The sequence below is a fragment of the Streptomyces sp. P1-3 genome, from assembly GCF_050613155.1.
Lineage (GTDB): Bacteria > Actinomycetota > Actinomycetes > Streptomycetales > Streptomycetaceae > Streptomyces.
Map to the genome: position 1 here is coordinate 7,403,226 of NZ_CP192512.1, position 13,205 is coordinate 7,416,430.

Genomic DNA, 13,205 nt, shown 5'->3' on the forward strand with positions numbered 1-13,205 from the left:
CTCAACCACCGTCCCGCGCGCGGAAGGTGCTGCCCGCGTCCTGCTGGTACGGCGTGCCCTGCCACTGCCCGGAGTCGAGCACCCGGCTCGGGTCGTGGGCGACGAATGTCCATGGTCCGAGGTAGACGTTGTCGTGCCAGCGGTTGTGCTGCTTGCGGGTGATCGCCTCGGCCACCCGCTCGCCCTGGTACGGCGACCAGTGCGGATAGGTGCCGTAGTTGGCCAGCACTGCCATGCGGTCGCACTTCACCGTGCAGTCGACGACGGACTTGTCCAGCACGAAGCGGTTGCCGTGGATGTCCACCCGCTGGGTCTTCCACCGGCAGTCGGCGTAGAGCGGTGCGGTGGCGATCGCCGGCCGCGCGCAGCGGTCGGTGTCCCGAACCAGCAATGTGCAGTCACCGGACGAGGTGTTGGCCGGGCTGTTGCAGAACCGGTCGGCGTTCTCCCACAGGGTGATCCCGGACCAGTTGTTCTCCAGCACGTTCCGGTAGATCTCGATCTTGTCGGTGCGGGCTCGGATCCGTGGTTCGCCGCCGGACTCGGACAGGTAGACGGTCGCGAACGGGAAGCTGTCGCCGCGGTCGGCTTCCCTGCGGCCCTCGACCCAGTTGTTTCGCCGGATCGTGTTGTTCCGGATGACCGCGTTGTAGCTGGTCTCGTAGATCAGCGCGGCACCGTCGTTGTCCTCGAGCACGTTGTCCTCGATGCGGAAGTCGTTGTTGTTGGTGTCCGCCCACAACCCGGCTCCGCGGTTGTCGTGCACCCAGTTACCGCGTACGTCGGCGCCGTTGACGGCCCAGAACTTGATGCCTCCGGTGCAGCCGCAGCCCTTCCGCCGCCGCTCCCAGTCGCCGGTGTTGTTGCCCACGATCTCGTTGCTTTCGGCCACCAGGCCGCTGATACGGCCGGTGGCCTTGTACGCGTTCATGCCGTACTGACCGTTGCCGCGCAGGCAGCTGGCGCGGACCCGCTGGCGGGCACCGGCCATCAGCCCGGCGCCGGAGTTGTTCTGGATCGTCGCGTGTTCGATCACCCACCCGTCGGCCGAGTCATGGTTGACCACGCCCTCGTTGTGCGGCGCGACGAAACCCTGCACGGTCAGGTAGCGGATGGTGACGTTGCGGGCGGTGCCGCCGAACGCGTACTGGTTGGTCTTCCGGCCGTCGAGCACCGCGCCTGGCGCACCGAGGTAGCGGTTCCCCTCCTTGGGGATGGCCTGGGCGTAGCGGTCCGGGTCGAGCCTGTGCTTGCCCGGCCGAAGCCAGAACGTGGTGTTCGGGGGGCTGCTCTTGGTCTTCGCCGCCAGGTCACCGACCACCGCGGGGTCGACCGTCACCGCGCCCGCCGGCGCCTTCGCCGGTCCGGCGGCGGGCTTGGCGCACACTCGGGCCACGGGCGTGGACGACGGCGCAGCGGTCGGCTTCGCCCCGGCGTCCGACGTGCTGTCACAGCCGGTCACCGCCAGCAGGGCCAGCGCCAGCGGTGCCGCCGCCGACGCCCCGTGCCGCCTCTTGTTCCCCACGCGCCCCCCTAGCCGTGGAACCTGAGCACGGTGGTGAACTCCCCCAACAGCGCAGTGCCGTCGGCGAAGCCGGTGCCGACCAGCGTGGTGGTGGGTTCCTTGCGCCCGAAACCTGCGGAGTACCAGCCCAGCGGCGGGTCGGTCTCGCCGCGATGCGCCTGCCAGGACAGCTGCCCGGGCAGGTCGAGCACCGCGGATCGGTCCTCGCCGTCCCGGGTCCAGGTGAGCTGTGCCCGGTTCCCCACCAGGTCCGCGGCGATCGCCGGGCCGAGGTGGAACGCCAGGCGTACGTCCCGGCGCGGTCCGCGCACCTCGTCGACCACCGTCAGCTCCTGGCTCGCGGCCGTCAGCTCCACCCGGCGGCGGTGCACGGAGGGTTGGTAACCGTCGTGCTCGGCACACCAGCGGGCCGTCCCCCCGTCGGAGGCGCCGGATGTGTCCGCGACCAGGACGCGACTCTTGGCATGCCGGGTCCACAGGAACGGGCCACCGGAGACGGACTGGTCACTGCCATCCAGCTGCAGGGTGTTGTGACCGAGGGTCGACCGGAAGTACTGCCGCCACTCGGGCTGCCCGTGATAGCAGAACGTCCCCGGGTCGGCGAGCACGTCGACCCCGTCGTGCCGGACCTCCACGGACAGCGCGTCCGCGTGGCCGTGCGCGGCGATGGACAGGAAGCCGTGCGGCCCCCCGTCGCAGCGGCACCAGATCTCTTCCGGTCCGCGCAGGATGGTGAGCCCCGCGTCGGCGAAGTGGGCCGGCCGGCCTGCCGGGCGGGTCACGGCCGGTGCGGTTCCCTGTTTCGCGTACGGCCGGATGAGCGCGGCCAGCAGCGGGGTGCGCACATCGGTGCCACCCGCCGTCGGCCACCAGTCGAGCCGGCCGAACACGGCGTCCCCGGTGGCAAGGAGCGAGGCCCAGCGGTCGGTGCCCGCGCCGTCCACGATCAGACCGTGCCCGTCGTCCGCGTCCCCCTGGCGCGGCGGCCGCAGCCGGTTGTCCACGATGGCCGCGAGTGCGTCGGTCATCCGCAGCAGTACCAGCCGGATCGACGCGGGGACCGGCACACCTGCGGCATCCGCCTCGGCCACCGCGGCCAGGCCCAGCTCCAGGACGAGTCCGTGGTACTCGGTGGCCAGCTCGCGGTTGAGGCCGGAGCCGAAGGTGTTGCTGCGCAGGTGCCGCTCCAGCGACCGCAGCGCGTCGGCTCGCCAACGCGCCGAGGAGGGGAACCACCCGAACGCGCAGGCCGCTGCGAACTGCCCGGCGGCCTCGGCGATGACGTGGTTGTTCGCCGAAGACCCCCGGCTGGGGAAGGCCGCCAGCCAGCGCTGGTGGTGCCAGATCTGGTTCAGTGCCACCGGGTTGCCCTCGAACAGCCCGGCCGCGCCCGGCCAGCCGTCGAGCAGCCGGCGGATCCACACCCAGGACAGCAGCCGGATGCCCAGCTCGATGCCGCTGATCCAGTGCACGCCGCGCAGCGGTGGGTTGGCCGCCCACCACGACCGCAGGTGCTCGGCCACCCGCTCGGCATACCGGTCGTCCCCGGTGACCGCGTAGGCGGCGGCGAGCACGGTGAGGTACTGATGCCGGGACAGCTCCCAGATCTGCTTGATGTCCCCGACCGCGTCCTCGTTCCGGTACGGCACGTCGAAGGCGTAGCCCCACGGAGCCCGGCGCCCGGTCTTCGGGTCACACCACCAGTCCGGGTCGGCCAGGTCGTCGCGGACCACCCCGAAATACTCGGCGTGCCCGTACATCAGCCGGTCCGCCTCGGCGATGAGACGTTTCGCGGCGTCCGGAGGTATCGCGGCGATCGTCCCGGCGGGCAGTACGGCGGTGAACCGGGCGCCGGTCACGGTCGGGCAGTCCGGCAGCGCCGACCGCCAGCGCCGCCTGCGCACCACGTCGCCCACCCGGCCGCCGACCTCCCGCGGTCCCATCCGGGACAGCCGCCGCAGGTACCAGCCCGGACTCCCCGAGTTCACAGTCATCGCGCCCTCGCCAACGTCACCGGCGCGCCGCCGGCCAGGCCGGCCTGCACGGCGAGGGTGGCCGACGTGGTGGCGACCAGCGACTCCAGAGGCACCGGCATCGGCCCGCCGGTCCGCACGGCCTTGATGAACGCGGCCAGCTCGGCGGACTGGCCCTTGTCCCGGGCCTTGGGCAGCCGCGAGGAGACCCACCGCTTGCGGCCGTAGACCGAGGCACGGACGAAGTCGTCGAGCCGCAGCACCTTGCCGTCCGCGATCAGGTCCAGCGTCTCCTTGGGGAAGGCCGACGAGCCGGTGGTGACGTAGCTGATGGTGGCGGTGGACCCGTCCGGGTAGCGCAGCACGACCTGCAGGTCCTCGTTGCCGGACGGGGCGACCGCGTACACCGAAACCGGGTCGGCCTCGAGCAGCCAGCTCGCCGTGTCGATGAAGTGTCCGCCCTCGCCGACGAACCGCGAGCCCTCGGTGCCTTGTCGGAGGTACCAGCTGCCGTGCTGCAGATGGCCCGCGTTGACCAGATAGCGGAGGCTCGCCGGCCCGGTCCGGGCGCCGAACCGCTTCCTGGCTTCCTGCAGCAGCGGCGCGAATCGGCGGTTGAAGCCCACCTGCAGCCGGTCGTTGCCGGACTCCTCCACCGCCGCGAGTACGCCGGCCAGTTCGTCCTCGGTGAGGGCCAGGGGCTTCTCAACGAACACGGTCTTGCCGGCCAGCAGCGCCTTCCGGGTCAGTTCGGCGTGCGAGCTGTGCCGGGTGACGACGAAGACCGCGTCGATGGACTTGTCGCCGAGTACGGCGTCGAGATCGGTGGTCGCCTCGGCGAAGCCGAACTTGCGCTGCGCGTTGGCCGCGGACAGCGCCGTCGTGGTGACGACGGTCGACAACTCGACGCCGTCGCGCTGCGTCAGGTGCGGCAGCAGCATCGACGTCGCGTAGTTTCCCGCGCCGACGAACGCAAGGCGCACCGGCGTCTTGGCGGCCCGGGCGGGGGTGGACACTCCGCCGCTTCGCTTCACTGCGGGCACGGCCACCGCCGGGGCTCCCGCTTCCTCCGCTTCCCCCGTGTGTTCGGGGTAGCGGAACAGCACGGCCACGGCCTTCAGGTCGCCGTCCTTCAGGCGCTGGTACGTCTCCACGGCGTCATCGAAGTCGGCTACGTGGGAGACCAAGGGCTCCACGTCGACGCTGCCGCGGGCGACGAGGTCGAGGAAGCACGCCAGGTTGCGGCGCTCGGTCCAGCGCACGTAGCCGATCGGGTAGTCGCGCCCCTCCAGCTCGTACTCCGGGTCGTAGCGACCGGGGCCGTAACTGCGGGAGAACCGGACGTCGAGCTCTTTCTCGTAGTACGCGTTCCACGGCAGGTCCAGGCGGCACTTGCCGATGTCGACGACCCGGCCGCGGTCTCGGGAGAGCCGGGCGGCCAGCTCGACGGGCTGGTTGCTGTCGCCGCCGGCGGCCAGGTACACCTGGTCCACGCCGTGACCGCCGGTGAGTTCGGCGACGGCGGCTTCCACAGCGGCGGATGCGGGATCGCCGCAGGCCGCGGCGCCCAGGCGCTCGGCGAGCTCGCAGCGCACCGGGTCAGGGTCGACCCCGACCACGCGGACTCCCGAGGCGGCAAGGAGCTGCACCACCAGCTGCCCGATCAGCCCGAGGCCGATGACCAGCGCCACGTCGCCCAGCTGTGACTCGCCTTGGCGGACGCCCTGCAACGCGATCGACCCGACGGTGCCGAAGGCCGCGTGCCGCGGCGCGAGGCCATCCGGCACGGGGGAGTAGAGGTTCTTCGGCACCCAGTTCAGCTCGGCGTGCAGCGCGTGCTCATTGCCGGCGCAGGCCACGAGGTCGCCGACCTTCACATCGTCGATCCCGGCGCCGACCTGCTCGACCACCCCGCACAGCGAGTAGCCCAGCGGCGTGTAGGAGTCCAGCTTGCCCATCACCTTGCGGTAGGTGGCGGGCACCCCGTTGGTGGCCACGCTCTGCATGACCTTGGCCACCTGGTCCGGCCGGGAGCGGGCCTTGCCCAGCATCGACATGCCGGCCTCGGACACCTTCATGAGCTCGGTCCCGGTGGATATCAGCGAGTAGGCGGTGCGGACCAGCACACCGCCCGGCTTGCACCCCGGCACCGGCACGTCGAGCACCGCCAGCTCGCCGCTCTTGTAGTTCTGTACAACCTGCTTCACCCGAACTCCTCTGAGATTCCTAAGCCGTTAACCGAGTGCTCTGACCGGACCCAGAGGTCGCGTCGCGATACCAGTACTCGAGGGTCAGCACATGCCACAGATGCTTGGAGAAGTCCCGCTGCCCGGCGGCGTCCTCGGCGACCATGCACGCCAGGGCGTCGCGGCGCAGGAGCCCGGAATTGACGAGCACGCCGTCGTTGACCACCTCGCGCACCAGCGGTGCCAGATCCCGGCTCATCCAGGCCCGCAGCGGGGCGCTGAACAGGCCCTTGGGCCGGTACACGATCTCCCGGGGCAGGATCGAGGTGGCCGCCTCCTTGAGGACGGCCTTGCCCTGCCGTCCGACGATCTTGCGATCACCGGGCACGGCGAACGCCGCCTTGACCACCTCGACGTCCACATACGGCACCCGCACCTCGGTCGACGCGGCCATGCTCGACCGGTCCGTGTACGCGAGGTTCAGACCCGGCAGGAACATCCGGGCGTCGCCCAGGCACATGCGGTTGACGAAGTCGTCGAGGTCGTTGTCCTGGTAGATGTCCGCGTGCTCGGTCAGCACGTCGTCGACCGTCCCGGCCAAGTCCGGATTGACCAAGGCGAGCAGCTCGTCCTGGTCGTACATGGTGTAGCTGCGCCGGAACGCGGTCTCCTCCGGCAGATCGGCGAAGGAGAGGAACCGCTTCGCGAAGCGCACCGACCGGTACCCCCGGCGGGCCGTTGCGACCGGCAGTCGGTCCACGGCCCTGGACAGACCGCGCCGCAGGGGCCGTGGGACGCGCTGGTAGCGCAGCGCGAGCAGGTTGGCCAGGTGCTTGCGGTAACCGGCGAACAGCTCGTCGGCGCCCATCCCCGAGAGCATCACCTTGACCCCGGCCTCCCGGGCGGCCGAGCAGATCAGGAACGTGTTGATCGCGGCGGGGTCGCCGATCGGCTCGTCCAGGTGATACGTCATCTGCGGCAGCAGGTCGAGCACGTTCGGGGCGATCTCGATCTCGTGCAGGTCGACGCCGAACCGCTCGGCCACCTGCCGGGCGTAGCGCAGGTCGTCCGGCATCGCCTCGAACCTGGCGTCCTCGGCGCGGAATCCGATCGTGTACGCGGAGATCCCGGGTCGGTCGCGGGCCGCCAGCGCGGTCAGGTAGCTGGAGTCCAGGCCGCCGGAGAGGAAGGTCGCCACGGGTACGTCGGAGAGCAGGTGCTGCCGCGTCGACTCCTCGACGATGGCGGCCAGGTCCGGCCGCTCGCCACTGCGGGCCCGCTCCCGGCCCTCGGCGGCGACGTCCCTCAGGTTCCAGAACCGGCCACGCTCCACCCGGCCGTCGGGCCGGCATCTCAGCCAGCTCCCCGGCGGCAGCTTCTCCGCCTCGCGGAACGCGCACCGCGAGTCCGGCACCCAGTAGTAAAGGAGCGAGGCCACCAGCGCCGCATGGTCCACCTCCAGAGATCCACCGGTCGCGGCGGCGAGCGCCTTGAGCTCGGAGGCGAACACCAGGCCCTCGCCGCGCCGGAGCAGGAACAGCGGCTTGATGCCCAACTGGTCGCGGGCCAGCACCAGTTCGCCGGTCCGCTCGTCGAAGATCCCGAACGCGAACATGCCGCGCAGCCGGGGCAGGCAGTCCGTGCCCCAGCGCCGCCAGGCCTCCAGCAGCACCTCGGTGTCGGAGGTACCGCGGAAGCGCACCCCGGCGGCCGCCAGCTCGGCACGCAGCTCGGGCGCGTTGTACAGCTCGCCGTTGTACGTCAGGACGAGGCCGCCCGAGGCCATCGGCTGGGCGCCGGTCTCGGACAGGTCGATGATGGCCAGCCGGCGGTGCCCGAGGTGCACTTCGCCGTCACCGACGGGGTGGCTGTACCGGCCCGCACCGTCCGGGCCGCGGTGGGCGAGGGTATCGGTGAGCCGGTCGGTCACGATCTTCCCGTCCGGCCATCGGTAAGTGCCTGCGATGCCACACATGTCCTACCGCGCCTCCTGCTTGCTGTCCGGGACCCGTACGGCCCATGACGACCGCTCCGTCCGCCGCTGGCCGGTCCCGTTCTGCCAGCCCGGCCGCTCGTTCCTGCCGCGCAGCGCGGTGTGCAGCCCGTCCCACAGGGTGCCGTCGGTCCGGTCACGTGGATCGGGGTCGATCAGCACCACACCGATCACCGGAATGCGCTGATCCGCGAGCTGCCGCGCCACCGTGTGCAGCCATGCGGCGCTGCCGTGCCCGGCACGGACGACGAGCACGGTCTGCGTACCGAGGTAGTGGAGGTCGGTCCACGCCGTGCCGGGCGCGACCGAGCCAACTCCCAGCCGGCGCATCTGATGCGGCACGGTCGCGGCACGCTCGCCACTGACCACGGTCGGGTCTCCTGGCTTCTGGCGGCGGTTGGCGAGCCGCAGGCCGGGCAGACCATCGATGATCACCACCGGCCCCTCCTCCGCCAGTGCGTCGGCGAGGTCCAGGGCGATCACGCTCGTGCTGCGCGCACAGCCCAGTTCCAGCAGCGACACCGGTTCCGCGGATCCGCGCATGGTGCGCGCCAGGGTCGAGGTGAGCCGTATCCGTGCCGCCCGGGTCCGCCGACGCTGCCACAGCCTGGCCGACCTGCGGGGCGTGCGGCGCAGCTCCGCGATGACCGAGGCGCCGAGGTTCGCCGCGATCTCCCGGCGCAGCACGGGGCGGTCCGCCACCACCGCGCCGACCGCGGCCAGCGCGAGCCCGAGGACGAGCCCGAGGGCGAGCCCGATCGCGGCGTTGATGACAGCGGCCCTGGGCAGGGAGTGCTGCACCGCGCGCGAGGCGTCCACGATCTGCGTGCCGGCGATGAGCTTGGGCGTGCTGGTGCGCGCCTCCGCGGCGCGCTGGTCGAAATCGGCGATCCGCGAGGTGAGTTCGGCCCGGCGGGTGAAGAGCGACTCGAGGTTCGCCGAGCCTTCCGGGCCGCTCTTCGGCGATCCGTCTCCGATCGCCTTGTTGACCTGGGCGAGTTCGTCCCGCATTCGGTCACGCTGGTCGAGCAGGGCCTTGGCCTCGGCGTTCGCGGCTTCCTGTATCCGCCTCACATGGTCCGCGACGAACGCATCGGCCAGCGCCTTGGCTCGGGTCACCGCTTCCGTGTCGCTGTCACCTGTCACATTGATCTGCAGCAGGTTGTTGGTCAAGCCGATACCCCGGTAGTCCTGCATGAAGTCCTCTGGTTTTTCCGGGGACTTGAGGGACTGCAGGACCTTACTGGCGATCCGCGTGGTCTGCAGCAGCGCGACGTCGGTGCGGATCAGCGTTCCGGGGTCGTTCGGCTGGTCCGCCTCATGCGCGACCAGCACCGTGGTCACCGCGGTCGGCGGCGGCGGCCGCAGGACCGCCAGCGCCGCGCCGACCAGCAGCCCCAGCAGGGCCATGGAACACCAGAGGCGGCGGCGCCTGCGCACCGCGACGATCAGCGCCTGCAGGTCAAGGAGCGGAGCGGCGGCCGACGACTCCGAAGTCGTACTCGTCGTCACACTGAACCTCCCCTCGCGTCGACGCCAACCGCGATCGCCGGCGTGACGGCATCCGGAGGACGGTCGGCAGACCGCCTCGGACGGGCCCGGACCGTGCCGGCGACGACAATGCCGACGACCTCATGCCTGGCGTCCGCACACGCCTCGGCGATGCCGGCGAGCTCTCCTGCGGTCCAGCTGCCCGCGCTGAGCACGACCAGGGCACCGGACTCGGTCTCGCGGTCCGGCACCAGCGGCCGGAACACCGAAACCCCAACCACCCGAAGCATGGGGTATCCCCTGCTCGAAGAGCTTGGGGAGGGATCGCTCCCTGCCTCGGCGACGAGCTGCCCGGCGGCCCGGCGGGCGATCTCGTCGCCGTCCGGGACGAGAACCAGCAGTCGCCGCCGGGGAGATGGCAGCTGGTCCCGGAGGCGAGCGCACACCCGCCGGTAGCGGATCTTCCTGCTGGCCTCGCCGCCGGACGCCTGAAGGGTCGGTATGTCCCACCGGGTGTCGACGCCAAGGAGCCAGCGGATCCAGGCTCGCGGGCCACCACCTTGTGGCCGGTGCGCGGGCCGTTCACGAGGTACATCGACGGTGCCAAGGAGCGCCGAGCCCAGCGCCGCGGCGATCTCCGGTTCGGTGCGCAGCCGGCGGCTCATCCGTGCGGCGGTGAGATGGCCGATGACCGCGAGCAGGAAGAACAGCAGCGCCCCGGCGACGATGAGTTGCATCCTCGTCGGCGGTGCCTCGCCGGTCGGCCGGGCCGCCGGCCCCATGACGACCATGTTGGCCTTATCGGTCGCCGGGTCGGCCTCGTCCAGCTTCTTCATGGCCTCCTGCAGCGCGGTGCGCAGCTTCTCGAGCTCGTTGCGGCCCTGCACGCTCTCCACGGTCTGCCCCGGATCGGCCGCCTCGGCCAGGTCGGTGATGCGGCGGCTGGTCTGCGCCACCATCTTCCGCAGCGCCTCGGGCCCATCCGCCGCTTCGGGGTCGGTGTTGTCGCCTGCGATCCGCGCGGCGAATGTGAGGTACTCCTTGGCCACCTGGTCGGAGAGCCGCTGGGCACGCTCCGGGGTGTCGGCCGTGCCCGAGATCTTGATGATGTTCCCGTCGGCGGCCTTGGCGCTCACCCGATCCCGCAGCTTGCTGCCGCTGACCCCGGTCCAGCCGAGCGTGGCAGCCGCGCGGTCGACCACCACCGAACTGGTCGCGATCTCCGCCTGAGTCAGCAGCTCGCGCTCCTCCCATGCCCCCGGCAGCAGCACCGATGCCGACGCCGTGTACCGCGGCGGAAACAGCACCGAGGTGCCGTAGCCGACGAGCGCGCCCATCACGGCGACGATGGCGAGAAGCCGCCACCGCCGACGGAGAATCCGCCCGATGGTGATCAGGCGGATCGTGTCATCGCTCAACGCCGCGGCCTCTTCCCTGTGCGGACCGGGCCACCCGCCGACACCGGAGCGTGGTCACGGCAGGCAGCGGCGTAGGCAGCGAGCAGTGACGCTTGCGAGTTCCGCCAGGAAAGCTGCCCTGCGATCCGCTCCTGGCCGATCTTGCCCATCCGGGCCCGCTGCTCCGGGTCGTCCAGCAGCAGCGCGACGAGCCCGGCGAATTCGGCCTCGTCGTTGGCGGGCGCGTAGACGGCGGCGTCCCCGGCGGAGACCCGCGCCTCCTTCAGGTCGAACGAGACGATCGGCCGGCCCATCACCATGTACTCCAGGACCTTGTTCATGGTCGACACGTCGTTGAGCGGATTGCGCGGGTCGGGGGAGAGGCACACGTCCGCGGTGGACAGGTAGCGCGCCAGGTCGGCGTCCGGGATGCGCCCGGTGAACTGCACCTGCTCCGAGAGCCCGAGCCGCCGGGACAGCTCCACCATCGCGTCGAAGGCGTCGCCGGCGCCGACGAACACCGCATGCCAGTCGGTGCGCCCGAGCTCGTCGCGCAGCTTCGCGAGGGCCCGCAAGGCGTAGTCGACGCCGTCCTGCGGGCCCATCACGCCGAGGTAGCACAGCAGATGAGACTTGCCGCGCTTCAACTCCGGCTCGGGCGGCACCGGATGGAAACGGTCGATGTCGGGCGCGCTGCGCACCACGAACACGTCCTCCGGCCGAAGACCGCCACGGCGCACCGCGACGTCCCGGTAGCTCTCGTTCGTGGCGAGTACGACGTCCGCGGCCCGGTAGGTCCGCCGTTCCAGTGCGCACACGGCGCGGTAGAGCAGATCCTTGCCGCGGTCGAACCGGGAGAGGTACAGCTCGGGCACCAGGTCGTGCTGGTCGAAGACGAACCGCGCGCCGCGCCGCTTCAGCCACAGTGCGGGCAGGAACAGCAGGTCGGGCGGGTTGCAGGCGTGGACCACGTCGACCGGGCCGACCTTGCGGGCCAGCCGGACCGTGTGCCACAACGCCGATCCGTACTCGCGCAGGTAGCCGGCCGGCCCTCCGGTGGCCGCGCGCAACGGGTAGCGGTGGATCCGCACCCCGTCGATCTCCGCCTCCAACTCCGTGTCCCGTTTTTCCCCCCGGGGACAGATGACGTGCACCTCCCAGCCCGCGTCGCGCAGCGTCGTGCACTCCTGCCACACCCGCCGGTCGAACGGCACCGACAGGTTCTCCACCAGAATCAGCGCGCGCCGGCCTTGCCAGTCGCCGCTGGTTATGTCACCAAGCAAGGCCCATGTATCCCGGTTCGGTCCGGCGCGCGTCGGCGTCGGGAAGGTGGACGAGGTCGACGATCACCGGGCCGTCGCCATGGGGCAGCGACGACAGCACGGCCGGGTCCCTGGTCCCGACCAGGCACACCTCGGCGTGCTCGAGCACCTCGTCGACGGAGTCCGCGAGCAGCTGCGCGAGGTGCGGCAGCCGGGTCTCGATGTACTCGCGGTTCGCGCCGATCAGCCGAGAGAGGCTCACATTGGCGTCGTAGATCTTGAGGTCGTAGCCCTTGCCGAAGAGCCTCTCCGCCATCTCGACGAGCGGGCTCTCGCGGAGGTCGTCGGTGCCGGGTTTGAAGGAAAGGCCGAACAGGCCCACCCGGCGCTTGCCGGTGCGCTCGACCAGCTCCACCGCGCGCTGCAGATGTGCGGAGTTGGAGGGCAACACGTGGGCGAGGATGGGCACCGAGATGTCGGCCCGCTGCGCCGCGTGGACCAGGCTGCGCAGGTCCTTGGGCAGGCAGGAGCCACCGAAGGCGAAGCCGGGCCGCAGGTAGGCGGGGCTGATGTTCAGCTTGCGGTCGGCCAGGAACACGTCCATCACCTGGTGCGAGTCCACCCCGAGCGCCTGGCACACCGCGCCCAGCTCGTTCGCGAAGCCGATCTTGAGGCCGTGGAACGCGTTGTCCGCATACTTGATCGCCTCGGCCGTCGGGACCGGCACCCGGAACACCTCGCCGGGCAATCCGTCGTACAGCGCCGCCACCACGTCGCCGCTTGCCGGGTCGAGCTCGCCGATGACGGTCTTGGGCGGGTCGAAGAAGTCCCGCACGCTCGTGCCCTCGCGCAGGAACTCCGGGTTGACCGCGACCCCGATGTCCACCCCGGCCGTGCCGCCGACGTACTTCTCCAGGATCGGTACCAGCAGGTTCAGACAGGTGCCCGGGAGCATGGTGCTGCGGAACACGACGGTATGCCGGCCCCCCTGCTTGGCCCCCTCGGCCAGCGCGGCGCCGATCTGCTCGGTGACCCGCTCCAAGTACGTGGTGCACAGGCTGCCGTTGGGCTCCGACGGCGTGCCCACGCAGACCAGCGACACCTCGCTGCCCATGATCGCCTCGCGGACGTCGCCGGTGGCGCGTAACGCTCCGGTCCGCACGACCTCGGCGATGAGCTCGCCGATACGCTCCTCGACCACCGGGGCCTTGCCGTCGTTGACCAGGTCGACCTTCACCTGGTTCACGTCCACCCCGATGACCTCGTGACCCATGCTGGCCAGGCACGCGGCCGACACGCAGCCCACGTAGCCGAGCCCGAAAACGCTGACTCTCATGACGCGTTCCTCCCCCCAGGCAGGCCCTTGTGGCCTGCGGTC

General features: G+C 71.0%; 8 protein-coding genes. All 8 read right to left on the reverse strand.

The features are described from left to right. Position 1: 1 nt before the first annotated feature. From ACQUSR_RS31600 to ACQUSR_RS31635, 8 genes are read right to left on the reverse strand one after another with little or no spacing between them, the layout of a single operon-like run. Positions 2 to 1,525, reverse strand: coding sequence for a right-handed parallel beta-helix repeat-containing protein (locus ACQUSR_RS31600; RefSeq protein WP_431046481.1), 1,524 nt, complete (start codon positions 1,523 to 1,525; stop codon positions 2 to 4). Positions 1,526 to 1,533: 8 nt separating this feature from the next. Continuing rightward, a complete protein-coding gene (locus ACQUSR_RS31605; protein ID WP_431046483.1) occupies positions 1,534 to 3,519 on the reverse strand; it encodes an alginate lyase family protein in 1,986 nt (661 codons plus the stop codon). Beyond that, positions 3,516 to 5,705, reverse strand: coding sequence for a bi-domain-containing oxidoreductase (locus ACQUSR_RS31610; RefSeq protein ID WP_431046485.1), 2,190 nt, complete (start codon positions 5,703 to 5,705; stop codon positions 3,516 to 3,518). Before ACQUSR_RS31610 ends, ACQUSR_RS31605 begins: the two co-directional genes overlap by 4 nt. 19 nt (positions 5,706 to 5,724) lie before the next feature. Then, positions 5,725 to 7,659 (reverse strand): asparagine synthase (glutamine-hydrolyzing), encoded by a 1,935-nt coding sequence (gene asnB, locus ACQUSR_RS31615; RefSeq protein WP_431046487.1) that lies wholly within the window; start codon positions 7,657 to 7,659, stop codon positions 5,725 to 5,727. A gap of 3 nt (positions 7,660 to 7,662) precedes the next feature. Then, entirely contained in the window at positions 7,663 to 9,189 is a 1,527-nt protein-coding gene (locus tag ACQUSR_RS31620) for a Wzz/FepE/Etk N-terminal domain-containing protein (RefSeq protein ID WP_431046489.1), read from the reverse strand. After that, the gene (locus ACQUSR_RS31625) at positions 9,186 to 10,586 is read right to left on the reverse strand and encodes a Wzz/FepE/Etk N-terminal domain-containing protein (RefSeq protein ID WP_431046491.1); all 1,401 of its coding nucleotides are present in this window, start codon (positions 10,584 to 10,586) and stop codon (positions 9,186 to 9,188) included. The genes ACQUSR_RS31620 and ACQUSR_RS31625 overlap by 4 nt, the downstream gene beginning before the upstream one ends. Beyond that, positions 10,583 to 11,848, reverse strand: a complete 1,266-nt coding sequence (locus ACQUSR_RS31630; RefSeq protein WP_431046493.1) for a glycosyltransferase family 4 protein — start codon at positions 11,846 to 11,848, stop codon at positions 10,583 to 10,585. Before ACQUSR_RS31630 ends, ACQUSR_RS31625 begins: the two co-directional genes overlap by 4 nt. Next, positions 11,838 to 13,163, reverse strand: coding sequence for a nucleotide sugar dehydrogenase (locus ACQUSR_RS31635; protein ID WP_431046495.1), 1,326 nt, complete (start codon positions 13,161 to 13,163; stop codon positions 11,838 to 11,840). Before ACQUSR_RS31635 ends, ACQUSR_RS31630 begins: the two co-directional genes overlap by 11 nt. Positions 13,164 to 13,205: the final 42 nt, after the last annotated feature.